24 protein-coding genes are annotated in these 25,212 nt (G+C 76.8%); 18 read left to right on the top strand and 6 right to left on the bottom strand.

All coding sequences use genetic code 11. The features are described 5' to 3' along the window. Positions 1–344: 344 nt before the first annotated feature. The 14 genes from ACI79X_RS15100 (at position 345) to gcvP (ending at position 14,753) form a co-directional block, all read left to right on the top strand. Positions 345–1,352, top strand: a complete 1,008-nt coding sequence (locus tag ACI79X_RS15100; RefSeq protein ID WP_457026227.1) for a zinc metalloprotease — start codon at positions 345–347, stop codon at positions 1,350–1,352. 101 nt (positions 1,353–1,453) lie between these two features. Further along, positions 1,454–2,332: a PP2C family protein-serine/threonine phosphatase gene (locus ACI79X_RS15095; protein ID WP_457026226.1), complete on the top strand. Its 879-nt coding sequence runs from the start codon at positions 1,454–1,456 to the stop codon at positions 2,330–2,332. 125 nt (positions 2,333–2,457) lie between these two features. Next, positions 2,458–4,524 (top strand): elongation factor G-like protein EF-G2, encoded by a 2,067-nt coding sequence (locus tag ACI79X_RS15090; protein ID WP_457026225.1) that lies wholly within the window; start codon positions 2,458–2,460, stop codon positions 4,522–4,524. A gap of 71 nt (positions 4,525–4,595) precedes the next feature. Then, on the top strand, positions 4,596–4,940 hold the full coding sequence (locus tag ACI79X_RS15085; protein ID WP_457026224.1) for a TfoX/Sxy family protein: 345 nt from the start codon (positions 4,596–4,598) through the stop codon (positions 4,938–4,940). A gap of 144 nt (positions 4,941–5,084) precedes the next feature. Further along, a complete protein-coding gene (locus ACI79X_RS15080; RefSeq protein WP_457026223.1) occupies positions 5,085–5,783 on the top strand; it encodes a CDP-alcohol phosphatidyltransferase family protein in 699 nt (232 codons plus the stop codon). Between the two features lie 41 nt (positions 5,784–5,824). Next, the gene (locus ACI79X_RS15075; RefSeq protein ID WP_457026222.1) at positions 5,825–6,712 is read left to right on the top strand and encodes a DUF881 domain-containing protein; all 888 of its coding nucleotides are present in this window, start codon (positions 5,825–5,827) and stop codon (positions 6,710–6,712) included. Between the two features lie 3 nt (positions 6,713–6,715). Then, positions 6,716–7,048 carry a small basic family protein gene (locus ACI79X_RS15070; RefSeq protein ID WP_073419795.1) on the top strand — a complete coding sequence of 111 codons (333 nt, stop codon included), beginning with the start codon at positions 6,716–6,718 and terminating at the stop codon, positions 7,046–7,048. Then, positions 7,045–7,995, top strand: coding sequence for a DUF881 domain-containing protein (locus ACI79X_RS15065; RefSeq protein ID WP_457026221.1), 951 nt, complete (start codon positions 7,045–7,047; stop codon positions 7,993–7,995). Before ACI79X_RS15070 ends, ACI79X_RS15065 begins: the two co-directional genes overlap by 4 nt. Positions 7,996–8,080: 85 nt before the next feature. Continuing rightward, positions 8,081–8,476, top strand: coding sequence for a glycine cleavage system protein GcvH (gene gcvH, locus ACI79X_RS15060; RefSeq protein ID WP_457026220.1), 396 nt, complete (start codon positions 8,081–8,083; stop codon positions 8,474–8,476). A gap of 257 nt (positions 8,477–8,733) precedes the next feature. Beyond that, positions 8,734–9,252: an oxoglutarate dehydrogenase inhibitor Odhl gene (odhI, locus tag ACI79X_RS15055; RefSeq protein WP_175562821.1), complete on the top strand. Its 519-nt coding sequence runs from the start codon at positions 8,734–8,736 to the stop codon at positions 9,250–9,252. 5 nt (positions 9,253–9,257) lie between these two features. Beyond that, positions 9,258–10,043: a transcriptional regulator FtsR gene (gene ftsR / locus ACI79X_RS15050; protein WP_457026219.1), complete on the top strand. Its 786-nt coding sequence runs from the start codon at positions 9,258–9,260 to the stop codon at positions 10,041–10,043. Between the two features lie 89 nt (positions 10,044–10,132). Then, positions 10,133–10,612, top strand: a complete 480-nt coding sequence (locus ACI79X_RS15045) for a bifunctional nuclease family protein (RefSeq protein ID WP_073419798.1) — start codon at positions 10,133–10,135, stop codon at positions 10,610–10,612. 256 nt (positions 10,613–10,868) lie between these two features. Further along, positions 10,869–11,444, top strand: coding sequence for a MerR family transcriptional regulator (locus ACI79X_RS15040; protein WP_457026218.1), 576 nt, complete (start codon positions 10,869–10,871; stop codon positions 11,442–11,444). Positions 11,445–11,750: 306 nt separating this feature from the next. Next, positions 11,751–14,753, top strand: a complete 3,003-nt coding sequence (gcvP, locus tag ACI79X_RS15035; protein ID WP_457026217.1) for an aminomethyl-transferring glycine dehydrogenase — start codon at positions 11,751–11,753, stop codon at positions 14,751–14,753. An 82-nt stretch (positions 14,754–14,835) separates the two neighbouring features. On the opposite strand, the gene ACI79X_RS15030 is transcribed toward gcvP, so the two are convergent. Further along, positions 14,836–15,477, bottom strand: coding sequence for a DUF5701 family protein (locus tag ACI79X_RS15030; protein ID WP_457026216.1), 642 nt, complete (start codon positions 15,475–15,477; stop codon positions 14,836–14,838). A 112-nt stretch (positions 15,478–15,589) separates the two neighbouring features. On the opposite strand from ACI79X_RS15030, the gene ACI79X_RS15025 reads away from it, so the two are divergent. Then, positions 15,590–16,501, top strand: coding sequence for a hypothetical protein (locus ACI79X_RS15025; protein WP_457026215.1), 912 nt, complete (start codon positions 15,590–15,592; stop codon positions 16,499–16,501). 26 nt (positions 16,502–16,527) lie between these two features. On the opposite strand, the gene ACI79X_RS15020 is transcribed toward ACI79X_RS15025, so the two are convergent. Together ACI79X_RS15020 and coaA are read right to left on the bottom strand one after the other, a co-directional pair. Next, positions 16,528–16,731, bottom strand: coding sequence for a DUF5999 family protein (locus ACI79X_RS15020; RefSeq protein ID WP_457026214.1), 204 nt, complete (start codon positions 16,729–16,731; stop codon positions 16,528–16,530). 246 nt (positions 16,732–16,977) lie between these two features. Continuing rightward, positions 16,978–17,940 (bottom strand): type I pantothenate kinase, encoded by a 963-nt coding sequence (coaA, locus tag ACI79X_RS15015; RefSeq protein ID WP_457026213.1) that lies wholly within the window; start codon positions 17,938–17,940, stop codon positions 16,978–16,980. A 113-nt stretch (positions 17,941–18,053) separates the two neighbouring features. On the opposite strand from coaA, the gene ACI79X_RS15010 reads away from it, so the two are divergent. Continuing rightward, positions 18,054–18,851 carry a GNAT family N-acetyltransferase gene (locus tag ACI79X_RS15010; RefSeq protein ID WP_457026212.1) on the top strand — a complete coding sequence of 266 codons (798 nt, stop codon included), beginning with the start codon at positions 18,054–18,056 and terminating at the stop codon, positions 18,849–18,851. A gap of 38 nt (positions 18,852–18,889) precedes the next feature. On the opposite strand, the gene ACI79X_RS15005 is transcribed toward ACI79X_RS15010, so the two are convergent. Both ACI79X_RS15005 and ACI79X_RS15000 read right to left on the bottom strand, forming a co-directional pair. Then, positions 18,890–19,786, bottom strand: coding sequence for a serine hydrolase (locus ACI79X_RS15005; RefSeq protein WP_457026211.1), 897 nt, complete (start codon positions 19,784–19,786; stop codon positions 18,890–18,892). A 73-nt stretch (positions 19,787–19,859) separates the two neighbouring features. Continuing rightward, complete coding sequence (locus ACI79X_RS15000; protein ID WP_457026210.1) at positions 19,860–20,405, bottom strand: YbhB/YbcL family Raf kinase inhibitor-like protein; 546 nt, start codon at positions 20,403–20,405, stop codon at positions 19,860–19,862. Positions 20,406–20,568: 163 nt separating this feature from the next. On the opposite strand from ACI79X_RS15000, the gene ACI79X_RS14995 reads away from it, so the two are divergent. After that, positions 20,569–21,300: a beta-phosphoglucomutase family hydrolase gene (locus ACI79X_RS14995; protein ID WP_457026209.1), complete on the top strand. Its 732-nt coding sequence runs from the start codon at positions 20,569–20,571 to the stop codon at positions 21,298–21,300. Beyond that, positions 21,297–23,669, top strand: coding sequence for a glycoside hydrolase family 65 protein (locus ACI79X_RS14990; protein WP_457026208.1), 2,373 nt, complete (start codon positions 21,297–21,299; stop codon positions 23,667–23,669). Before ACI79X_RS14995 ends, ACI79X_RS14990 begins: the two co-directional genes overlap by 4 nt. Positions 23,670–23,750: 81 nt before the next feature. On the opposite strand, the gene pdxR is transcribed toward ACI79X_RS14990, so the two are convergent. Further along, complete coding sequence (gene pdxR / locus ACI79X_RS14985) at positions 23,751–25,196, bottom strand: MocR-like pyridoxine biosynthesis transcription factor PdxR (protein WP_457026207.1); 1,446 nt, start codon at positions 25,194–25,196, stop codon at positions 23,751–23,753. Positions 25,197–25,212: the final 16 nt, after the last annotated feature.

Raw genomic sequence — 25,212 nt, 5'->3', positions numbered from 1 at the left:
CCCCCCCCCCCCCCCCCCCCCCCCCCCCCCCCCCCCCCCCCCCCCCCCCCCCCCCCCCCCCCCCCCCCCCCCCCCCCCCCCCCCCCCCCCCCCCCCCCCCCCCCCCCCCCCCCCCCCCCCCCCACGGCGAGGTCGGCGGACCGGGCCGGCGCCACTCCCCTACCGTTATCCCCAACTCAATGCACTGACGTGTCACGCAGCTGTTCACGCCGGCTCGGCGGGGGAGCGGCGCCCGTCACGGTCGGTGACCGGGCGGGTGAGCTGTGACACGCCCGGCGGAACCGGCCGGTTCCGCCTGTGGTTGGCTCCGCGCACCCGTCCCGCCCCTCCCTGGAGGAGAACCCATGACCCGGTTGCGCCGGACCGCCCTCACCCTCGGCGCCGCGGTGGCGCTGGCCCTGACGACCGCCCCGGCGGCCGGCACGGTCGCCGCCCTGCCCGCCGACGCCGCGGCCTGCACCGACGCGCACGGCGCCGACGCGCACGCCGGAGACCTGCACGCCGACGGCGTCTCGCACGGCACCGAGGAGGCGCGGGTCCGCCCCGGCGCCACCCGCGGTGAGCCCAACGCCGTCTCCGCCGACCAGGCCGCCGCCCTGGGCAGGCCGAAGGTCCGCCCGGTCCTCCCGGCCGCGTCGGTGACGATCGAGACCGTCTTCCACGTCATCACCGCCGCGCCGCTCACCGAGGCGCAGCGGGCGCAGCGCCTGCAGCAGATCGCCGCCCAGGTCGAGGTCCTCAACGACGCCTACTCCGGCGAGGGTGCGGCCGCCGAGTCGCCCGACACCCCGTTCCGGTTCGCGTACGACCCCGCCGACACCGACTTCGTCGCGAACCCGGCCTGGGCGGCGCTCGAGCCGGGCAGCCGGGAGGAGCGGGCCGCGAAGTCTGCGCTGCGCGAGGGCGGCCCGGCCACCCTCAACGTCTACGTCGCCCCGATCGGCGGTGGCCTGCTCGGCTACGCGACGTTCCCGCAGTCGGCCAAGGGCGGCCAGCTGTGGCGCGACGGCGTCGTCGTCCTCGACGAGTCGATGCCCGGCGGCACCGCGGCGCCCTACAACGAGGGCGACACCGGCACCCACGAGGTCGGCCACTGGCTCGGGCTGTTCCACACCTTCCAGGGTGGCTGCACCGGCCCCGGCGACCACGTGCCCGACACCCCGGCCGAGGCGGGCCCGGCGTTCGAGTGCGAGGCCGACGCCGGTCGCGACAGCTGCCCCCGCGACCCGGGCCTCGACCCGATCTCCAACTTCATGGACTACACCGAGGACTTCTGCATGGACCGGTTCTCGGCCGGCCAGGTCGCCCGCATGAGCAACGCGTGGGAGGCCTACCGGGTCCCGGTGGTCTGACCCGCCGTCCGTCGTCGCGCCGCCCGCGGGGGACGCCCTCCCCGCGGGCGGCGCGCGCCGTTCCCCTCCTCGTGCAGCCGCGGCGGTCCATGCTGTCGCCCGTGACCGCCCCCTCCGTGCCGCTGCCGTGGTTCCCCGCGGCGCAGGCGCCGGGCGGCCCGCCCGCGCCGCGGCCCGCGGGCACCGGGCTCGGCCGGCTCGTCCTCGACCCCGCCGCCGCGTCCCTGGCCGGGCCCCGGGGTGAGGACCAGGACGCCGGCTACGCCGGCGCCGACCTGCTGGTGGTGGCCGACGGCGTCGGCGGCGGCAACGGCGGGGCCACCGCCGCGCGGCTGGCCGTCGCCGAGGTCACCGCGCACCTGGCCGCCGCCCGGACGGCCGGTGGGGACGCGCTGCCCGACGCCGGCCTCGCCGCCGCGCTCGCCGCGGCCGACGCCGCCGTGCGCGCCGCCGCCGCGGCCGACGCGGCGCTGCGCGGCATGGCCACCACCTGCACCGCCGCGGTGCTCACCCGCGACGGCCGGGTCGTCGTCGCGCACGTCGGCGACAGTCGCGCCCACCTGCACCGCGACGGCGTGCTCACCCGGCTCACCACCGACCACAGCCTCGTGCAGTCGCTGGTGGACTCCGGGGACCTGACGCCGGAGGAGGCCCGGGCCTCGCCGATGCGGTCGATCCTGCTGCGCGCCCTCGGCGGCTCGCAGGACCCCGGCCCCGCCGACCTGATCGCCGTCGCCGCCCGGCCCGGCGACCGGCTGCTGGTGTGCTCCGACGGCCTGTCCGGCGTCGTCCCCGCCGACACGCTCGCCCGCGTGCTGTCGGCCGAGCGGCGCCCGGCGGCCGCCGCGTCCCGCCTCGTGCTCGCCGCCCTGGCCGCCGGCACCCGCGACGACGTCACCGCCGCCGTCGCCGACGTCACCCCCGCCGGCTGGGCCACCACCGCCGGGCCCGTCCTGGTCGGGGCCGCCGGCCGCGGCTGAGCGACGGGGGTCTTGCCCGGCAGCGCCTCGCCGGGGCAGGGTTGTGACCCAGACCACACCCTGTCGACCCCGGGAGGTCACCGTGCCCGACACCGACCAGGACGGCGACCGGCCCGGAGGCCCCCGTGGGTAGGGACGTCCCCGCGGCGCCCGCCCCGCGCGAGGCCGCCCGGGTGCGCAACGTGGCGCTCGTCGGCCACGCAGGCGCCGGCAAGACCACCCTCGCCGAGGCCCTGCTCGCCGCCACCGGCGCGATCCCGCGCGCCGGCCGGATCGAGGACGGGACCACCTGCCTCGACAGCGACGAGGTCGAGGTGCGGCAGCAGCGCTCGGTCACCCTCGGGGTGGCCACCGTCGAGCACGACGGCACCCGCATCACGCTGCTCGACACCCCGGGCAGCCCCGACTTCGTCGGCGAGCTGCGGGCGGGCCTGCGCGCCGCCGACTCCGCCCTGTTCGTCGTCTCCGCCGTCGGCGGCGTGGACGCCACCACCGTGCAGCTGTGGGAGGAGTGCGCCGCCGTCGGCATGCCCCGCGCGGTCGTCATCACCCAGCTCGACCGGGCGCGCGCCGACGTCGAGGAGACCGTCCGGCTGTGCCAGACGCTGCTCGGCGACGGCGTGTACCCCGTGCACCTCGTCGACCGCGGCCCCGACGGCGCCGTGCAGGGCGTGGTCAACCTCCTGCAACCCGGCGCCCAGGCCCCCGACGCCGACCGCCTCCGCGGCGAGCTGATCGAGGGGATCATCGGCGAGAGCGAGGACGAGGCGCTCATGGAGCGCTACCTCGCCGGCGACGAGCTCGTGCAGGGCGACCTGATCAGCGACCTCGAGACCGCCGTCGCCCGCGCCCACTTCCACCCCGTGCTCTGCGCGGCACCCCTGCAGGGCATCGGCCTCGACGCGCTGCTCTACCTGCTGGTCAACGCCTTCCCGTGCCCGTTCGAGCACGGCTGCCCGCCGGTCACCCGGCCCGACGGCTCCCCGGCGCCCGCGCTGGCCTGCGACCCCGGCGGCCCGCTGGTGGCCGAGGTGGTCAAGACGACGACCGACCCCTACCTCGGCCGGGTCTCCCTGCTGCGGGTGTTCTCCGGGACGCTCACCCCCGACACCCCGGTGCACGTCTCCGGTCACGGCGGCGCCGACCGCGGGCACCCCGACCACGACGCCGACGAGCGGGTCGGCGCGATCTCCTCCCCGCTGGGCGCGGCGCTGCGCCCGGTGGCCTCCTGCCCGGCCGGCGACGTCTGCGCGGTCACCCGGCTGGCCTCGGCCGAGACCGGCGACACCTTGTCCTCGCCCGGCGACCCCCGCCTGGTGCCGCCGTGGACGCTGCCGGTGCCGCAGCACCCGGTCGCCGTCGAGGCCGCCTCCCGCGCCGACGAGGACCGGCTCGGCCCGGCGCTGGCCCGGCTGGCCGCCGAGGACCCGACGCTGCGGGTGGAGCGCTCCCGCGACACCGGGCAGCTGCTGCTGTGGTGCGTGGGCGAGGCGCACGGCGAGGTGCTGCTCGAGCGGCTGCGCACCCGGCACGGCGTCGCGGTCACCACCGTCCCGGTGCGCGTGCCGATGGTCGAGACCCTCGCCGGGCCGGCGCGGGCCACCGGGCGGCTGGTCAAGCAGTCCGGCGGGCACGGGCAGTACGCCGTCGTCGTGGTCGAGGCCGAGCCGGGGGAGCCCGGCTCCGGCATCTCCTTCGAGCAGCGCGTCGTCGGCGGGGCGGTGCCGAACCAGTACCACGGCAGCGTGGAGAAGGGCATCCGCGCGCAGTGCGCCAAGGGCATCGAGGGCGACCGGCCGCTGGTCGACGTCCGGTTCGTGCTCGTCGACGGGAAGGCGCACTCGGTCGACTCCTCCGACGCGGCGTTCCAGTCCGCCGGCGCGCTGGCCGTGCGCGAGCTCGCCGCCGCGGCCGGCACCCGGGTGCTCGAGCCGTGGTGCGAGGTGGCCGTCGTCGTCCCCGGCGAGCACGTCGGCGCGGTGATGAGCGACCTGTCCTCCCGGCGGGCCCGGGTCACCGGCAGCGACGCCGACCCCGACCGGGACCGCACCACCGTCCGCGCCGAGGTCCCCGAGATCGAGCTGCTCGGCTACGCCGGCGCCCTGCGCTCGGTCAGCCACGGCACGGGCTCGTTCACCCGACGGCCGCTGGGCCACGAGCCCGCCCCGGCCTCGCTGCTCGTCCCGGCATGACCCCTCCCCGCGCGGGGGCGGGCCGTGCCAGGATCGGCCGCGGACCCGGTCCCGCACGGAGGAGACGGTGCATGCCCCACGACGCCGAGCTGGCCCAGCGCGTCCGCCGGGCCCTCCCCGGGGGACGGGAGGTCCGGGAAGTGGCGATGTTCGGCGGGCTCGCGTTCATGGTCGACGGGGCGATGGCCGTCTGCGTCTCGACCGGCGGGGGCGCTCTGCTCGCCCGGGTGTCCCCGGAGCGCGACGCCGACTACCTGGCGCGGCCGGGAGCCCGGCGGGCGGAGATGGGGGAGGGGCGGTCGATGGGCGCGGGCTGGATCGCCGTCGACGACGCCGCCCTCGCCCGGGACGCGGACCTGCGCTCCTGGCTCGACGCCGCCCTGCAGCGCGACGCCGGGCGGAGCCGGCGCCGCTGACCCGGGGCGTCGACCGGGGCCGCGACCGCGACCGCCGCGCTGCCCGGGGACGGCCCGGGCGGCGGGGCCGCCGGTGCGCCGCGCCCGGGGATGTCGCCGCGGGACACTAGCCTCGGCAACGGTGTGCAGCGGGGTGGAGGAGCAGTGACGTCGTCGCAGGGTCCGTCGGCCGCCGTCCCGGCGTCCGCGGGCCGTCCCGTCCCGGACGCCGGGGCGGGCTCCACCGTGTCCGACCGCAACGAGCTGCCCGACCGGGTGTGGACCGTCCCGAACGCGCTGTCGGTGCTGCGGCTGCTCGGCGTGCCGCTGTTCCTGTGGCTGCTGCTCGGGCCGGAGGAGGACGGCTGGGCGGTCGTCGTCCTCATGGTCTCGGGCGTCACCGACTGGGCCGACGGCAAGCTCGCCCGGCTGCTCGGCCAGTCCAGCCGGCTCGGCGCGCTGCTCGACCCGGCCGCCGACCGCCTCTACATCGTCGCCACGCTGGTCGCCTTCGTGCTGCGCGACGTCGTCCCGCTGTGGCTGGTCGCGGTGCTCGTGGGCCGCGAGTTCGTCCTCGGGCTGATGCTGCTGCTCCTGCGCCGCGCCGGCTACCCGCCGCTGCAGGTGCACTACCTCGGCAAGGCGGCCACCTTCCTGCTGCTCTACGCCTTCCCGCTGCTGCTGCTCGCCAGCGGCGGCGGCGGGTGGTCGTGGGTGGCGCCGTTCGCCTGGGCCCTGACGATCTGGGGCAGCGCCCTGTACGTGCTCGCGGGGCTGCTCTACGTCGTCCAGGTCCTCGGCCTGCTGCGCGCCGAGCGCGCCGGCGCGGCCCCCGCGGGCACCGGACCCCGCCCGGGGCCGTGACCGCGCCCGGGCCCCGGCCCCGCGGGAGCGGGCCGCGGTCGATGGGCGCCTCGCTGCTCGACCAGGTCCTCGCCGAGACCCTCGACCCCGCGTACGCGCAGGCCGCCGCGGCGCGGGCCGCCCGCGCCGCCGAGGGCGCGCCCGGGTCGCCGCCGTGGCGGCGCCGGCTCGGGCCGGTCGCCGTCGCCGCGACCATGGCCGCGGCCGGCCTGCTGTTCGCCGTCACCTACGACCAGGCCGCCTCCGGCGCCGAGGGCCGGGAGGAGCGGCGGGCCGTGCTCATCGAGGACATCCAGGCCCGCTCGGCGACCACCGACGACCTCGCCGCCGAGCTCGAGCGCCTGCGCCGGGAGGTCACCGGCGCCCGCGACGACGCGCTGGCCGCCAGCGCCGTCGGCCAGCGGGCCCTCGACGACCTCGACGCCGCCGAGCTCGCCGCCGGCCTGGACGCGGTCAGCGGGCCGGGCCTGGTGGTCACCCTGGCCAACGCCGAGCCCGACGCCGACGCCGACCCGGTCGGCGGCTCGGCCACCGAGGACGAGCGCGGCCGCGTCCAGGACGGCGACCTGCAGCTGGTGGTCAACGCCCTGTGGGCCGCCGGCGCGGAGGCGGTCAGCATCAACGGCCAGCGGCTCGGCCCCACCACCGCGATCCGCTTCGCCGGGGAGGCGGTCCTCGTCGACTTCCGCCCCGTCACCAACCCCTACCTCGTCAGCGCGATCGGCGACCCGGACGAGCTCCGGTCCCGGTTCCTGGCCAGCCCGGAGGTGAACGCCCTGGCGGTCATCTCCGAGTCGTTCGGCCTGCGTTTCGAGTTCGCCCAGGAGGACGAGCTGTCCGTGCCCGCCGGGGGAGTCCCCGAACTGCGATCCGCCGAGCCCTACTCCGGGGTGCCGGCCGAGGCCGCCGCCGGCGGCGCGGGGGGCTGAGCCGTGATCCCCGTGATCGGCCTGGCCGTCGGCATCGCGCTCGGCCTCGTCCTCGACCCGACCGTCCCGCTGTGGCTGCAGCCCTACCTGCCGATCGCCGTCGTCGCGGCGCTCGACGCGGTGTTCGGCGGCGCCCGCGCCCGGCTCGACGGCGTCTTCGACGCGAAGGTCTTCGTGATCTCGTTCGTGTCCAACGTCGTCGTCGCCGGGCTGATCGTCTTCCTGGGCGACCAGCTCGGCGTCGGCGCGCAGCTGTCCACGGCCGTCGTCGTGGTGCTCGGCATCCGCATCTTCGGCAACGCCGCGGCCATCCGCCGGCACCTGTTCCGGGCATGACCGGCGACGGGCGTCCCGAGCGCGAGCCGGAGGGCGCGGTGCCGGAGGGCGCGGTGCCGGAGGGCGCGGTGCCGGAGGAGACCGTGCCGGAGGAGACGGCGGTGGAGCCCGTGGGGCCACCGCCGGACGACGCCCGCGACGGGACGACGGAGCGGCCCGCCGGCGCGGCGGAGGAGGAGGCGGTGGCGCACCCGTCCCCGGAGTCCACCCCGGAGCCTGCTGAGGAGCCCACCGCGGCACCGGCGGCCCCGCCCCGGCGACGGCGGCAATCACTGGTCGCCGCCTCCCTCATCGCCGTCCTCACCGTGCTGCTCGGCTTCGCCATCGCCGTGCAGGTGCGCAGCACCGACACCGGCGAGGCGCTCGAGGGCGTGCGCGAAGAGGACCTCATCGGCATCCTCGACGACCTCGACGCGCAGGAGGAGCGGCTGCGCGCCCAGATCGCCGACCAGCGCGCCGCCCTGCGCGAGCTGTCCGACAGCGACAGCCAGGCCGCCGCCGCGCTCGAGGACGCCACCTCCCGCGCCGACGCGCTCGCCATCCTCAACGGCACCGTCGCCGCCGAGGGCCCCGGGCTGGTGATCACCATCCGCGACCCCGAGAGCCAGGTGCGCGTCGCGGACCTGCTCGACGCGGTCCAGGAGCTGCGCGGCGCCGGCGCGGAGACCATGCAGATCGACGGCGTCCGGATCGGCGTGTCCACCGCCGTCACCGGCACCCCGGGCGCCCTGCGCGTCGACGGGCGGCCCGTGGAGGCCCCCTACGAGGTCGTCGTGATCGGCTCCGCGCAGGACCTGCGGACGGCGATGAGCATCCCCGGCGGCGTCGTCGACCGGGTCGGCCGGCAGGGCGGCAGCGTCGACATCGAGCAGCGCGACCGGGTCGTGGTGGACGCGTTGCGGCCGCTCGACGAGCCTCAATACGCTCAGCCGGACCCCGGCGACTGATGAAGGACCTCCCTGCCTCCCACCGCTCGCAGGCTCGCGGCGGGCCCCTGCAGGCAGGCCGAGCGACCCCCTGGAGACTTGCCGCATGACGACCACCCCGGACGACCGCCGCTACACCGACCAGCACGAGTGGGCGCTGGTCCAGGACGGCAGCGTCGTCCGCGTGGGCATCACCGACCACGCCCAGGACGCGCTCGGCGACATCGTGTTCGTCCAGCTGCCCGAGGTGGGGGAGGAGGTCGGCCCCGGCAACCCGATCGGCGAGGTGGAGTCGACCAAGTCGGTCTCCGACGTCTACTCGCCGGTCCCGGGCACCGTCTCCGCGGTCAACGAGGCGCTCGGCGACGCGCCCGAGACCATCAACGCCGACCCCTACGGGGACGGCTGGCTGGTCGAGATCACCGTGTCCGGCGACGCCGCCGAGGCGACCGCCGGCCTGCTCGACGCGGCCGCCTACCAGGCCCTGGTCGACGCGTCCTGACCGCCCCCGCCGAGGCCGGCCCCCCCGGGACGATCACTATGCTGCCCCCGGGAACCGGCCCTCGGCCGGGCCGCTGGGACAGGTGTGACGTCGCCCCGACGTCCGGTTGACCCTCGGTCCGACCGCTGGTTCCATGACCAACGGCCCGCCGTGCGCCGCACGGCAGCCGACCCACGACGGCACCGACCGGACCGTCGTCCGCCGGCCGCCCGCGGACTCGCTCGCGGCGGTGCCCCCTGCACCGGAGGAGAACAGACGTGCACTGCACTCGCTGTGGCCACGACAACCCCGAGGGCAGTCGCTTCTGCGCGCAGTGCGGCGCCGCCCTCTCCCAGGAGCGCGTGGGCGAGTCGACCAGCGTGATCCCGAAGGTCGGCGGCGAGGACACCACCGACGTGCCCGAGGTGAGCGAGCCCGCCGCGGACGCCCACGCCGGCGCCGTCGAGTCGCTGCCCGCCGGGTCGGCCCTGTTGGTCGTCAAGCGCGGCCCCAACGCCGGCAGCCGGTTCCTGCTCGACCAGGACGTCACCACCGCCGGCCGGCACCCCGACAGCGACATCTTCCTCGACGACGTGACCGTCAGCCGCCGGCACGTGGAGTTCCACCGCGAGGGCGGCGGCTTCTCGGTGCACGACGTCGGCAGCCTCAACGGCACCTACGTCAACCGCGAGCCGGTCGACGTCGCGACCCTGGCCGGGGGTGACGAGGTGCAGATCGGCAAGTTCCGCCTCGTCTACCTCACCGGCCCGCGCACCGGCGAGCCCGCGGCCCGCTGACCCGCGTGCCCGGAGCGCCCGCCGGTGCGTCCGGGGACGGCGCCGACGCGCGCACGCCGCGCCTGGCCATCGGGGCGGTGCTGACCGCGCTGCGCGACGACTTCCCCGACGTCACCATCAGCAAGATCCGGTTCCTCGAGGCGGAGGGCCTGGTGTCCCCGGAGCGCACCGCCTCGGGGTACCGGAAGTTCTCCCGGGCCGACGTCGAGCGGCTGCGGTACGTGCTCACCGCCCAGCGGGACCACTACCTGCCGCTCAAGGTCATCAAGGAGCACCTCGAGGCGCTCGACCGCGGGCTGCCGGCACCCGGTGCCGGCAGCCCGCCGCCGGCCGCCCCGGAGGTGGCGGCCGCGCCCGCGGGGCCGCGGACGGGGGAGCCGGCGGGGATGCCGACCGGGATGCCGACCGGCGGCGCCGCGTCGGGCCCCATGGACGCCGCGGAGTTCGCCGCCGCGGCCGGCCTGGACCCCGGCCAGCTGGCCGACTGCGTCCAGTACGGCCTGCTGGTCCCCGACGCCGACGGCCGCCACCCGGCGGCCGACCTGCCGGTCGCGCGCGCCGCCGCGGGCCTGGCCCGGCACGGCATCGAGGCCCGGCACCTGCGCTTCTTCCGCACCGCCGCAGAGCGCGAGGCCGACCTCGTCGAGCAGCTGCTCGCGCCGGTGCTGCGGTCGCGCGCGGAGGGCGCGCGGGACCGCGCGGCGGAGAAGCTGGCGGAGCTCTCGGCGCTGTCGGTGCAGCTGCACCGGGGGCTGCTGGAGGCACGCCTCCGGGGTCTCCTGCGCCCCTGAGTCCGGCGTACGGTGGACAGGCCCGGGAGGCCCGCCGTCCGTGCCGCACCGGTGACCACCCGTACCGCCGCAGCTGAGGGAGCCCCACCGTGCAGGAACTCAGAGTCGTCGGGGTCCGGGTCGAGCTGCCCGGCAACCAGCCGATCCTGCTGCTCAAGGAGACGCAGGGCGAGCGTTACCTGCCCATCTGGATCGGCGCCGTCGAGGCCGCCGCGATCGCGTTCGAGCAGCAGGGTGTCCGCCCGGCACGGCCGATGACCCACGACCTGCTCCGCGAGGTCGTCCGCACGCTCGGCGCCACCCTGGAGGCCGTGAACATCACCGAGATGCGCGACGGCATCTACATCGCCGAGCTCGTCTTCGGCGACGACCGGGTCGTCAGCGCCCGCCCGTCGGACGCGGTCGCCCTCGCCGTCCGCACCGGCGCGCCCATCTACGGGGCCGAGGACCTGCTCGACGAGGTGGGGATCGAGATCCCCGACGAGCAGGAGGACGAGGTCGAGAAGTTCCGCGAGTTCCTCGACCAGATCTCGCCGGAGGACTTCGGCGCCGGCTCCGGCTCGGCCTGAGCCCGCGGGACGGGTGGGACCCCGTCCGCCTCGTCCGTCACACGAGCCCCACCCGGCACGCGCCGGCTACAGCAGCCGCACGGAGCTGCCGATACCCCCCGACCGGGGTGAGTGCGGCGACACGCCGCTCCCGTCAGTTGACCGCCCTGGTGGCCCGGCTTACGGTCGCGGACGACACCGGTGTGATCCGAGGGGAAGCGGATCGGACCGGAGTGGCCGTCGCGCCCGCGACGGCACGCGAAGGAGGACCGCTGTCGTGAGCGACCAGAGCGAGGGCTCCCAGGGTCAGCTCTTCAGCGACGCCGCCGTGGGGGCGACGGACTACGACGAGGTCGACACCGACCTCGTCGGGTACCGCGGCCCGACGGCGTGTGCCGCCGCCGGGATCACCTACCGCCAGCTGGACTACTGGGCCCGTACCGGCCTGGTCGCCCCGTCGGTCCGCAGTGCGACCGGCTCGGGGACGCAGCGGCTGTACTCGTTCCGGGACATCCTGGTGCTGAAGGTGGTCAAGCGGCTGCTCGACACCGGGGTGTCGCTGCAGAACATCCGCAAGGCCGTCGACCACCTGCGCAACCGCGGCATCAAGGACCTCGCCAACGTCACGCTGTTCAGCGACGGGGCCACGGTCTACGAGTGCACCTCGGCCGAGGAGGTCGTCGACCTGCTCGCCGGCGGGCAGGGCGTGTTCGGCATCGCCGTGTCCGGCGCGCTGCGCGAGCTGTCGGGCGAGCTCGCCGAGCTCCCGGCCGAGCGGCTCGACGGCGCCCCGCTGGTGGCCGCCGACGACGAGCTGGCGATGCGTCGCCGGCGTCGCGCCCAGCCCGCGTAGTCCCGCGCGGTCCTCCGGACCCGCACCGCGCTGACATCGCGGTCCTGCCGGACCGCACCGCGGCCACGTGCCGTGCCCCGGGTGCCCGGAGCCCGTCCGCGACCGCTCCTCGGGGGACCCTCCGGGCCCCGCTCGTCGAGTCACCCCCGCAGGGCGGCTCACGTTCCGGCGTCCCCGTCCTGCGTCCCGTCCCTCCTCGGGGGACCCTCCGGGCCCCCGCTCGGCGGGGCGGGCGCATCCGGCATGCGACATGCGTCCCGTCCGGGCCGGGACGGGTGCCGGGGAGCCGCTGGTAGCGTCGTGACAATGGCGGACGCTGTCGCTGGCCCCCTCCCGTCACTCCGGTCGCTGAGCCCCGCGGGCTCGTTCGCGGCCCGTCACATCGGCCCACGGGCCGACGAGACCGCCGCGATGCTCGAGGTGGTCGGGTACGACTCGCTGCAGTCGCTGGTCGACGCGACCGTGCCCGAGGCCGTCCGCGACCGCGACGCGCTGAGCCTCCCCGCCGCCGCCGACGAGGCCGCCGTCCTCGCCGAGCTGCGCGAGCGGGCGGCGGCCAACCGGGTGACCGTCCCGATGATCGGCCTCGGCTACTCCGGCACCGTCACCCCGGCGGTCATCCAGCGGAACGTCCTCGAGAACCCCGCCTGGTACACCGCCTACACGCCCTACCAGCCCGAGATCAGCCAGGGCCGGCTCGAGGCCCTGCTGAACTTCCAGACGATGGTCGCCGACCTCACCGGCCTGCCCGTCGCCGGCGCCTCCATGCTCGACGAGGCGACCGCTGCCGCCGAGGCCATGACGCTGGTCCGCCGGGCCGGGCGGGCCAGGCCCGGCGCGGTGTTCGTCGTCGACGCCGACACGCTGCCGCAGACCCTCGCGGTGCTGCACACCCGCGCCGAGCCGCTGGGCATCCCCCTGCACGTCGCCGACCTGAGCGGCGGCTGGCCCACCGACCTGCCCGAGGCCGGCGCGTTCGGCGTGCTGCTGTCCTACCCCGGCGCGAGCGGCGCCGTCCGCGACCACCGCGCCCTCGCCGAGGCCGCGCACGCCGCCGGTGCGTCGGTCGTCGTCGCCGCCGACGTCCTGGCCCTCACCCTGCTCGAGGCACCCGGCGAGTGGGGCGCCGACGTCGCCTGCGGCAGCACCCAGCGCTTCGGCGTCCCCCTCGGCTACGGCGGCCCGCACGCCGGCTACCTGTCGGTCCGCGAGGGCCTGGCCCGCCAGCTGCCGGGCCGGCTGGTCGGCGTCTCGGTCGACGCCGACGGCGACGTCGCCTACCGGCTGGCCCTGCAGACCCGCGAGCAGCACATCCGCCGCGAGAAGGCGACCAGCAACATCTGCACCGCCCAGGTGCTGCTCGCCGTGATGGCCGGCGCCTACGCCGTCTACCACGGTCCCGAGGGGCTCACCGCGATCGCCGCCCGCGTGCACCGCAGCGCCCTGGCGCTGGCCGGGTGGCTGCGCGCCGGCGGCGTCGAGGTCGTGCACGACTCGTTCTTCGACACCGTGCAGGCCCGCGTCCCCGGGCGGGCGGCCGAGGTGGTCGCCGCGGCCGCCGAACGGGACGTGGACCTGCGGCTGGTCGACGCCGACACCGTCGCGGTCGCCTGCGACGAGACGACGACCCCGGCCGTGCTGCGGCTGGTCGCCGACGCCTTCGGGGTGGCGGTGGACCTCGTCGACGTGCATGCCGCGCTCGACGACGACGGCCCCGACGCGCTGCCCGACGAGCTGCGCCGGCGCACCCCGTTCCTCACCCACCCGGTCTTCTCCGCGCACCGCTCGGAGACGGCGATGATGCGCTACCTGCGCTCGCTGTCGGACAAGGACCTGGCGCTGGACCGCACGATGATCCCGCTGGGCTCGTGCACCATGAAGCTCAACTCCGCGGTCGAGATGGCCGCCATCACCTGGCCGGAGTTCGCCGGGCTGCACCCCTTCGCCCCAGCCGACCGGGCCCGCGGCTACCGGCAGCTGATCGACGAGCTGTGCACCTGGCTCGCCGAGATCACCGGCTACGCCGCGGTGAGCGTGCAGCCCAACGCCGGCTCGCAGGGCGAGTTCGCCGGGCTGCTGGCCATCCGCGGTTACCACGCCTCCCGCGGCGAGTCGCACCGCGACGTCTGCCTCATCCCGAGCTCGGCGCACGGCACGAACGCCGCCAGCGCCGTCATGGCCGGCATGCGGGTGGTCGTGGTGGCCTGCGACGAGGCCGGCAACGTCGACGTCGCCGACCTGCGCGCCAAGATCGACCAGCACGCCGAGCGGCTCGCGGCGATCATGATCACCTACCCGTCGACGCACGGGGTGTTCGAGACCGAGATCCGCGAGATCTGCGCCGCGGTGCACGACGCCGGCGGTCAGGTCTACGTCGACGGCGCGAACCTCAACGCGATGGTGGGGCTGGCGCGGCCGGGCCGGTTCGGCTCCGACGTCAGCCACCTCAACCTCCACAAGACGTTCTGCATCCCGCACGGCGGCGGCGGCCCCGGCGTGGGCCCGATCGGCGTCCGCGAGCACCTGGTGCCGTTCCTGCCGGGGCACCCGCTGGTCGACACCGGCGGGCAGGGCCCGGCGGTGTCGGGGGCGCCGTTCGGCTCGGCCGGCATCCTGCCGATCTCCTGGGCCTACCTGCGGCTCATGGGCCCCGACGGGCTGCAGCGGGCCACCGAGCACGCGGTGCTGGGTGCCAACTACCTCGCCGCCCGGCTGCGCGAGCACTTCCCGGTGCTCTACGCGGGGGAGCACGGGCTGGTCGCCCACGAGTGCATCCTCGACATCCGGCCGCTCACCCGGGCCACCGGCATCACCAACGACGACATCGCCAAGCGGCTCGTCGACTTCGGGTTCCACGCCCCGACGATGAGCTTCCCGGTGGCCGGCACGCTGATGGTCGAGCCGACCGAGAGCGAGGACAGGGACGAGCTCGACCGGTTCGTCGAGGCGATGGTGGCGATCCGCGGCGAGATCGAGAAGGTCGCGTCGGGCGAGTACGACCGCGAGGACAACCCGCTGCGCAACGCCCCGCACACGCTCAAGATGCTCGCCGGCGAGTGGGAGCGGCCCTACCCGCGGTCGGCGGCGGTGTTCCCGGTGTCCTCGCTGACCACCCGCGGCTACCTGTCGCCGGTGCGCCGGATCGACCAGGCCTTCGGCGACCGCAACCTGGTGTGCTCCTGCCCGCCGCCGGAGGCCTTCGCCGAGCCGGAGCCCGCGCACGCGCCGCAGACCCACGTCCCCGGCCGCGGCGAGGGCGCCCCCGACGACCTCGGCACCACCGCCGACGTGGTGGGGGCCTCCGCCTGACGTCCCGCGAGACGTCCCGCGAGATCTGCACACTCGGGGGTATCCGCCCCTGGACCGCCCCGAGTGTGCAGATCTCGCGCGGTCAGGACAACGGGAGCCGGCCGGACGCCGAGGCGATGCCGAGCCAGGTGTGCCGGTTCCCTGCCCAGCACCAGCCGACCTTGGGCGCGTTGCGGCGCTCCCGGCCGTCGCGTCCGGTGCCGTTGCTGATCCACAGCGCCGGGGTGCGCGCGTCCAGCGACCCGTTCGCCCGCCACAGCCGCGAGCCGACGGTCATCGTGCAGGCGTTGCGCTCCAGCACCTCCGGGCACTGCAGCAGCCAGGTGAGCCCCTCGGCCAGCGTCAGCGGGACGCGGCCGGCCGCCCGGATCCGCGGTAGCGCCTCGTCCGGCGTCGCGTTCAGGTACTCGTCGCCGCGGTCGGGGCCGCACAGCAGGTAGGCCCGGCCCGGCGGTGGTTCGGCGCCCGGGACGGGTGCGAAGTCGTCGAGGTCGGTCATGTCGACGACGACGAACGCCGGCCGGTCCTGCCACCGGACGAACGGCACCAGCGCCGACGGCGGCACGAGCGCCGGGTCGAGCACCAGCAGCCCGTCGTCGCCGGCCGCCCCGGCCGCGGACCGCAGCTCCGCGGCCGCGAGCCCGGCCCGCTCGTGCAGGCCGAGGGAGACCAGCCGGTCGGCCTGGACGGCGGCCGGGGGGAGGGTGAGCGAGGTGGTCGGCACGGGGACCTCCGGGAGGGAGCGACGGCGGACCGTCCGGCAACGACCAGAGGAGCGGTCCGGTTCCGACCTGTGGCCGGTGACGCGGATCACTGCCCGGAGGACCATCGGGGCCATGGGAGTGTCGCGGTCGAGCAGCAGGCGGCGGGTCCGGACGGCGGGAGCGGCGCTGGCCGCGGGCGCCCTGCTGACGGCGGGCTGCGCCGGCGTCGGCGCGCAGGACCCCGGCCCGCTGGCGCCTGCCGCGGCCACCGAGGAGCCGACGACGTCCGCGACCACGCCGGCCCCGACGCCGTCCCCCTCGACGACGGCGCCCCCGCCGCCGTCCCCCTCGGGCCCGGCGCCCGACCCGGCCGAGGAGCCGGCCGGCGGCGGGGACCTGCGCGACCGGCTGCTCCCGGCCGAGGCGTTCGGCCCCGACGCCACCGTCGTCACCGTCACCACCGAGCAGCTCGGCAGCGCCGGCGGCGGCTGGGGCTGGGGTGGCTGGGGCTGGGGCGGCCACTGGCACGACCACGACGGGGACGGGGACGGCGACCACGACCGCTGGGACGAGTGGTCCGACGCGGTGACCGTGGAGCCCCCGGAGTGCGCCGCCGCCCTCGACGCGCTGCCCGACCTCGAGGGGCTGGAGGACTCCCTGAGCGTGGCCGCCCAGGTCGCCCGGACGCCCTCGACGCAGACGGTGGAGGCGGTCGGGGAGTCCCCGGCGCTGGCGGACCTGCAGCTGCCCCTGGACCAGCTGCTGGCCGACTGCGCGTCGGTGACCACCAGCGGGCCGTGGGGCTGGAGCGCGACGGCGGAGGTGACGGCGCTCGACGCGCCCGCGCTGGGGGAGCAGAGCGCGGCCGTCCGGGTGACGGTCGACGCCGAGGGCCGGGACCCGCGCAGCGTGCTCGTCGGCGTCGTCCTCGACGGCACGCGGTCGCTGCTGCTGGCGCAGTCGGCGGCGCCGGACGCGGCCGACCCCGACCCGGCGGCGTTCACCGCCCTGCTGACCGACGCGGCCGGCGCGGCGTTCGACTGACCTCCCGCGCCGGCCCGGGGGAGCGGCTAGGCGCTGACGAGGCCCGCCGTCCGCCACTGGTGGTGGTCGGCCACGGCGCGGCCGTCGGGCAGCAGCTCGCCGTCGTCGTCGAAGAGGACGACGCCGTTGCACAGCAGGTTCCAGCCCTGCTCGGGGTGGCTGCGCACGACGGCCGCGAGGTCACGGGCGTCGCTGCTCGCGTCGGGGCAGGGGGTGGGGTGTACGCACATCGGAGGCTCCCGGTCTGTCCGCCGCGGACGGCGGCGGTGTGACGGTTCGTGGTCGTCCGGTGACCGGACGTCTCCGAGTGTGCGCCCGGACTCCCCGCCCGTCAGGTGACGGAACTCACGACGTCACCCGCCCGGGTCGTCACACCTCGCCATGCCGGCACGCCGCGCCGTTCCGCCCGTCCAGCCGTTATCCCCAACTCAGCCGCGCAACCGACGGGGAAGGGGGACAGCGACGAGGGGGAGGGGTCAGAGCTTGCGGAGCAGGATCCGGCGCACCGAGTGGTCAGCGGACTTCTGCAGCACCAGCCGCGCCCGCGACCGGGTGGGGGCGATGTTCTGCCGCAGGTTCGGCCCGTTCACCGCCGCCCAGATCGACAGCGCGGTGGCGCGGGCGTCGTCGTCGCTCAGGTCGGCGTAGCGGTGGAAGTAGGCGGAGGTGTCGGCGAAGGCGGTGCGCCGCAGGGCGAGGAAGCGCTCGACGTACCACTGCTGGATGTCGGACTCGCCGGCGTCGACGTAGACGGAGAAGTCGAAGAAGTCCGAGAGGAACACCTCGGGCACCCGGCCGTCGTCGCGGCGGCCCGCCTGCAGCACGTTGAGGCCCTCGAGCACGAGGATGTCGGGGCGGTCGACCACCTGCCGCTGGCCGGGCAGCACGTCGTAGGACTGGTGGCTGTACACCGGGGCGCTCACCTCGCCGCGTCCGGACTTGAGGTCGGCGAGGAAGCGGATGAGCGCCCGCCGGTCGTAGCTCTCCGGGAAGCCCTTGCGCGACATGAGCCCGCGCTGCTCGAGGACGGCGTTGGGCCACAGGAACCCGTCGGTGGTGACCAGGTCCACTCGGGGGGAGTCCGGTCCGGCGGCGAGCAGGGTCTGCAGCAGCCGGGCGGTGGTGGACTTGCCGACGGCGACGCTGCCGGCGACGGCGATGACGTAGGGGACCTTGGCCGTGGTGTCGCCGAGGAAGCGGCTCTGCGCGGCCCACAGCCGCTGGCTAGCGGTGACGTGCAGGCGCAGCAGCTCGGCCAGCGGCAGGTAGACGGTGGCGACCTCGTCGAGGTCGATGCGGTCGCCGAGGCTGCGCAGCGCGCGTAGGTCGGCCTCGTCGAGCGGGAGGGTGCCGGAGCCGGCGAGGGCGCGCCACGCGTCGCGGTCGAACGCCGCGTAGGGCGAGATCTGGGGCCGGGTCCCTGCCGTCACGCCGCCCATCGTGCCGCCCGGGTCCCGGCGCCCTCCCCGGCGGGTCACCCGGGCGGGGGCACCGGGCCCGGTCCCGGGGTCCGCCGGGGGCCGGCGGGGACGGCCGCGTCTAGGGTGCCGGTGTGCCGACCCGCCGAGGGCTGCTCGACTGCGTCGAGCGGTACGCCGCCGCCGCGCCGCTGCCCGACACGCGGGTCGTCCCGGTCGGCGGGCTCGACGTGCCGCTGGGCTCGGCGGCCTGGCCCTACCCGGCCCGTCCGCGCCCCGGCGCCGACCGGGTGACCGCCGCCGACGTGCGCGCCGCCGTCGAGCTGCAGGAGGAGGCCGGGCTGCCGGCCGCCGTCGAGTGGGTGACGCAGCGGACGCCGTCGCTGGGGGCCGCCGCCCGCGAGGCCGGCCTGGTGGTGTCGGAGTTCCCCCTGCTGGTGGTCGACGACCCGGTGGAGCTGCTGCTGCCCGCCGGGGTGCGGCTGTACCTCGTGGGGTCGGAGGACCCGGCCCTGCCGCACTACTGGCACCTGCTGGAGACCGGCTTCGCCCCGCACGCCGACGACGCGCACCCCGACGACCTCGAGGGCCCCTCGGCCGCGCGCGCGGAGGTGCTGCGCGAGCGGGTGGCCACCGGCCGCACCGTGGTGATGGTGGCGCTGGAGGACGGGCAGCCGGTGGGCGTGGGGTCGCACTCGCCGGTCGACGTCGACGGCGCCGAGATCACCGAGATCGTCGGGGTGGCCAGCTCCCCGCGCCGCCGCGGCCGGGGCGTGGGGGCCGCGCTCGCCTCCGCGCTGGTCGCGCAGGCCCGGGAGACCGCCGAGCTGGTGTTCCTCACCGCGGGGGACGACGACGTCGCGCGGGTCTACGAGCGGGTCGGCTTCGCCTGGCTCGGCGCCACCGGCGTCGCGGCCCGCCCGCCGGCCTGAGCCGCGGCAGGGCGCCCCGGGTGCGGCTCGGGTGCGGCTCAGGTGCGCGGCGGCGGGAGGGCGGCCGCCGCGGCCGACAGCGCGGCGCGGGCCTGGTCGTAGGACACCGAGCGCGGCACCTCGCTGAGCAGCACCACCACCCGGTCGCCGGCCACCGCCACCGAGTGCAGGTGCCGGTTGCCGCCCACGCAGCACATCCAGCCCTGCTTGACCGCCGGCATGCCGGGCAGGGTGCCGAAGGCGCCGAAGCGCTGGTCGAAGCCGTCGGCGGCCAGCGGCGTCGCGGTGCGCATCCAGGCGAGCAGGGTGGCGGCGTCGGCGGGGGCGGCCACCCGCGGGAGCTCGGCGAGGAACCGGGCGAGGTCGCGGGCGTTGGTCGTCGTCTCGCCCCACTGCGACGGGTCGGCCGGGGGCGCGGTGCCGGTCAGCCCGTAGCGGGCGGCGACGTCGCGGACCATCCGCGGGCCGTCGAAGCGCACCCACAGCTCGGAGGCGGCGGGGTCGTCGGAGCTGCGGATCATCGCCTGCAGCAGCCGCCAGTCGCGGCCGTCGAGCGCGACGGTGCCGGCCCGGGCGCGGTGCAGCAGGTCCTCGGCGAGGAACAGCTTGACCATCGAGGCGGTGGGGAAGGGGCGGGTCGCGGCCGCGCCGTTGTCGGCGGTGCGCCGGCCGATCCGGGCGTCGCCGGCGTCCAGGGCCCGCCGGGTCAGTCCCGCCGTCGGCTCGGACCGCGCGGTCAGCGCGACCGCCAGCGTGCCCGGCACTTTCCACGCGCCGGCGACCGCCGGGACGACCTCGGCCGCCGGCGGCCCGGCCACCGCCCGCCCCGGCACCCCCAGGAGGCAGCCGAGGAGCAGCAGCAGGACGGCCGCCGCGCCCGGCCGGGCGTGCGCCGGCCGGCCGGCGCGGGGTGGCGCCACTGCTTGAGCGCTCATGCACCGGGGGTACCCGGCGCCGGGCCCCGGCGCACGCGCCGGCCGGGACGGTGTCGTTCCGCGTCCTCCGCGGCTACTCCTGCGTGTAGGTGACCACCAGCGTCGCCCGGGCGAGGGTGTGCCCGAAGAGGTTGAAGCCGTGGAAGGCGGGGCTGGCGTCGGCCGGCACGCCCATGTCCTCGGTGTCGAGGGCGTGCACCACGACGAAGTAGCGGTGCGGGCCGTGCCCGGCGGGGGGTGCGGCGCCGACGTAGCCGGGGAAGCCGGCGTCGTTGCGCAGCTGGCGGGCGCCCTCGGGCAGGCCCGACCCCGACCGGTCGCCGGCGCCCGCGGGCAGCTCGGTGACCGAGGCGGGGACGCCCGTGACGACCCAGTGCCAGAAGCCGCTCACGGTGGGGGCGTCGGGGTCGTAGACGGTGACGGCGTAGCCCTTGGTCCCCTCGGGGGCGCCCGACCACGACAGCTGCGGCGAGCGGTCCTCGCCGCCGGCGCCCAGGACACCGCTGACGTGCGGCATCGGCATGACCTCGCCGTCGGTGAGGTCGGTGCTCGTCACCGTGAACGACGGCACGGGCGGCAGGAAGTCGTACGGGTTCGGCGGGACGGGCCGGTCGGCCATGGCGGTCCTCTCCTCGGGCGCTCGGGCTGGTGAGGCGCGCCGTCGGCCGCCCCGGGCCGACCCTAGGCAGCCGCGGTCCGGTGCGCGCTGCGACCACCGGACGGGGGACGGCGGCGGTGATCTCGACGCGCCGGTCCGCCGCTGCCGTGGGTAGCGTCGTCGCGTGCTCGGACTCCCGGACCGCATCCGCGCCTGCCTCTTCGACATGGACGGCGTCCTCACCCGGACGGCGACGGTCCACATGGCCGCCTGGAAGCGCACCTTCGACGAGTACCTGCGCGCCACCGACCCGCGGGCGGTCGAGTTCACCCAGCTCGACTACAACCGCTACGTCGACGGCAAGCCCCGGGCCGACGGCGTCCGCGACTTCCTCGCCAGCCGCGGCATCACGCTGCCCGAGGGCACGCCGGACGACCCACCCGACGCGCGGACCGTGCACGGCATCGGCAGCCGCAAGAACGAGCTGCTGCTCGCCGAGCTGGCCGAGCACGGCGTCGAGGTCTACCCGGCGTCGATGACCTACCTGCGCGCGGTGAAGGAGGCGGGCCTGGCCACCGCCGTCGTCACCGCCTCGGCCAACGGCGAGCAGGTGATCGCCGCCGGCGGGTTCGCCGACCTCATCGACGCCCGCGTCGACGGCGTGGTCACCGCGCGGGAGGGGCTGCGCGGCAAGCCCGCGCCCGACACCTTCCTCGCCGGCGCCCGCGCGCTCGGCGTGGAGCCGGGCGAGGCCGCCGTCTTCGAGGACGCGCTGGCCGGGGTCGCGGCCGGCCGGGCGGGCGCCTTCGGCCTGGTCGTCGGCGTGGACCGGGTGGGACAGGCCGACGCGCTGCGCGAGAACGGCGCCGACGTCGTGGTCACCGAGCTCGACCAGCTGCTCGGGGGACCCCGGTGACCGAGGGCCGGCCGGACTTCCCGGTCGAGCCGTGGGCGCTCACCGAGATCGGCATGGACCACGCCTCCCTGGGCGTGCACGAGTCGGTGTTCGCCCTGGCCAACGGGCACATCGGCATGCGCGGCTCGTTCGAGGAGGGCGAGCCGATCGTCGTCCCGGGCACCTACCTCAACGGCTTCTTCGAGGAGCGGCCGCTGCCCTACGCCGAGGCCGGCTACGGGTTCCCCGAGCAGGGGCAGACGGTCGTCAACGTCACCGACGGCAAGCTGGTGCGGCTGCTGGTCGGCGACACCCCCCTCGACCTCGACTACGGCGAGATCGTCGAGCACCGGCGCACCCTCGACCTGCGCCGCGGGGTGCTGCGGCGGGTCACCGAGTGGCGCTCGCCCAACGGCCGCACGGTGAAGGTGACCAGCACCCGGCTGGTGTCGCTGCGCCGCCGCTCGATCGCCGCGATCGAGTACTCGGTGGAGTGCACCGACAACCGCGGCGACCTCTACGTGGCGCTGCAGTCGGACCTGCTGGCCAACGAGCCGGTCGACAGCGGCAGCGAGAGCGACGACCCCCGCGCCGCCGCCGCGCTGCGCCGCCCGCTGGTCAACGAGCTCGCCGTCGGCCGGGGCCAGCGCGCGGTGCTGGTGCACCGCACCCGCCGCAGCAGGCTGCTCATGGCCGCCGGCATGGACCACGTCGTCGACGTGCCCGACAGCGCCACCGAGGACATGGAGGCCGGCGAGGACCTCGCCCGCTTCACCCTCGCCGCCCGCCTGCCGCAGGGCTCCTCCCTGAAGCTGGTCAAGTACCTCGCCTACGGGTGGAGCTCCCGCCGCTCGGCCGCGGCGCTGCGCGACCAGGTGGAGGGGGCCCTGGCGACGGCGAAGCTCGCGGGCTTCGAGCGGCTCATGCGCGAGCAGAAGGAGGTCCTGGACGCGCACTGGGCGCTGGCCGACGTCGAGATCGAGGGCGACGACGAGCTGCAGCAGGCCGTGCGGGTCGGGGTCTTCCACGTGCTGCAGGCCTCGCTGCGCGCCGAGCGCCAGCCGATCCCGGCCAAGGGGCTCACCGGCCCGGGCTACGACGGGCACACCTTCTGGGACACCGAGACCTACGTGCTGCCCGTGCTCACCTACATCGCGCCCGACGCGGTGCGCGACGCGCTGCGCTGGCGGCACTCCACGCTCGACCTGGCCCGCTCGCGCGCCCGCGAGCTCGGCCGCCAGGGCGCGGCGTTCCCGTGGCGGACCATCCGCGGCGAGGAGACCAGCGGCTACTGGCCGGCGGGCACGGCGGCCTTCCACATCAACGCCGACATCGCCGACGCCGTCGTCCGCTACTGGCACGCCACCGGCGACGACGAGTTCGACCGCGACTTCGGCACCGAGCTGCTCATCGAGACCGCCCGGCTGTGGGCCTCGCTCGGGCACTTCGACGCCGAGGACGGCTTCCGCATCGACGGGGTGACCGGCCCCGACGAGTACACGGCGGTGGTCGACAACAACGTCTACACGAACCTCATGGCGCAGCGGAACCTGCGCGAGGCGGCGCGGGCGGTCGAGCGGCAGCCCGACGTCGCCGGGCGGCTGCAGGTCACCGAGGAGGAGGTCGCGTACTGGCACCGCGCCGCGCGGCTCATGCGGGTGCCGTGGGACTCCCGGCTCGGCGTGCACATGCAGTCGGAGGCGTTCACCCACCACGAGGAGTGGGACTTCGCGGCCACCCCGCCGTCGCACTACCCGCTGCTGCTGCACTACCCGTACTTCGAAATCTACCGCAAGCAGGTGGTCAAGCAGGCCGACCTGGTGATGGCGCTGCACCTGCGCGGCGACGCCTTCACCCACGAGGAGAAGGTCGCCGACTTCGCCTACTACGAGGCCCGCACGGTGCGGGACTCCTCGCTGTCGGCGGCGCAGCAGGCCGTCGTCGCCGCCGAGACCGGGCACCTCGAGCTCGCCTACGACTACTGGGGCGAGGCCGCGCTCACCGACCTGCAGAACCTGCACGGCAACGCCGGCCACGGGCTGCACATCGCCTCGCTGGCCGGCGGGTGGACCGTCGCCGTCGCCGGGTTCGGCGGCATGCGCGACCACGACGGCCGGCTGCTGTTCGCCCCGCGGCTGCCCTCGCGGATCACCCTCCTGCGGTTCCGGCTCGCCTACCAGGGGCGCACCGTGGAGGTGGGCATCGAGAAGGAGCGGACCACCTACCGGCTGCTCGACGGCGAGCCGCTCGACGTGCACCACCACGGCCGCCGGGTCACCGTCGACGAGACGGAGCTGACCCTGGACAACCCGCCGGCGCCGCAGGTGGAGCCGGTGAGCCAGCCCCCGGGCGCCGCGCCGCGCCGCCGCGGCAACGGCCGGCGCGACTAGCGGAAGGACCCCTCTGCCCCCCACGCCTCGCAGGCTCGGCGCGGGACCCCGCGGAGGGGCCGTCCACGGCGTCGTCCCGGTTCAGCCCACCACCCGGGCGAGGCGGGCGACCGCCTCCTGCAGCCGGCCGGGTGGGGAGGCGGCGTAGCCGAGCACCAGCCCGGCCGGGCCGGGGCGCACCCGGTGCCAGGACAGGGGGTGCACCAGCACCCCCGCCTCCCGCGCCCGCCGGGCCAGCACGGTGTCGTCGAGCCCCGGCAGCCCGGGGAAGGTGAGCAGCAGGTGCAGGCCGGCCGCCACCCCCTCGACCCGGGCGCCGGGCAGGTGCGCGCGCACGGCGGCGACGACGGCGTCGCGGCGGGCCCGCTGGCGGGTGCGCACCCGCCGCAGGTGCCGGTCGTGCGCGCCGGAGGCCAGCAGCTCGGCCAGCACCAGCTGGGGCAGCACCGCGCCGCCGAGGTCTGCGGCGTGGCGGGCGGCGACCAGCTCGGCGTGCAGGTGCGGCGGCGGCACCGCCCACCCCAGCCGCAGGCCGGGCGCCAGGCTCTTGGAGACGCTGCCGGTGTGCAGCACCGACCCGGGCGCGGCGGACTGCAGCGCGGCCACCGGCGGCCGGTCGTACCGGTGCTCGGCGTCGTAGTCGTCCTCCACCACCAGCCCACCGGTGTCCCGCGCCCAGGCCAGCACCGCGCGGCGGCGGGCGGGGGAGAGGACGACACCGGTGGGGAACTGGTGCGCCGGGGTGAGCAGCACCGCCCCGGCGTCCGTGGCGGCGAGCGCGCCGGCCACCAGGCCCTCGCCGTCGACCGGGACCGCGACGGTCGGCACGCCCCGGTACGCCAGCGCCTCCCGTGCCCCGCGCGAGCCGGGGTCCTCGACGGCGACCGCGGTGCCGGCGCCGGCAGCGCCCAGCAGCGGCCCGAGCAGCGCCAGCGTCTGGGCCACCCCCGCCACGACCACCAGGGCGTCGGCGTCGGCGCGCAACCCGCGGGTGCGCGCCAGCCACGCCGCGAGCACCGCCCGCAGCCTCGGGTGGCCGCGCGGGTCGCCGTAGCCGAGGTCGGCGTCGCTCGCGCCGGCCAGCACCGCCCGCTCGGCCCGCAGCCACCCCGACCGCGGGAACGCCGCGAGGTCGGGCACGCCGGGGGACAGGTCGAGGTCGACGCCCTCGGGCGCCGGTGCGGGGAGCCGGGGGACGTCGGCCGGCGGGAGGGGGCCCGCCGCCACCGGCGGTGCCGGGCGCGCGGCGGGGGCGGCCACCCCGGGGCCGGCGACCACCGTGCCCGCGCCGGTGCGGGCCACCACCAGCCCCTCGTCGGCCAGCCGGCGCCACGCCTCGACGACGACACCCCGCGAGGCGCCGAGGTCGCGGGCCAGTACCCGGGTCGGGGGCAGCGCCGCCCCGGGCGCCAGGCGGCCGTCGGCCACCGCCGCGCGCACCCGCTCCACCAGCCAGGTGGTCAGGCCCTGCGGCGGCGCCTCGTCGCGGCGCAGCTGCAGGAAGTCGGCTCCCGCGGATCGGTCCACTCCATCTGCTCCTCAT

Source organism: Geodermatophilus sp. SYSU D01119 (genome assembly GCF_054049975.1).
Note: the sequence above shows the minus strand (reverse complement) of the source record. Positions and strands in the feature narration are given on the sequence as shown.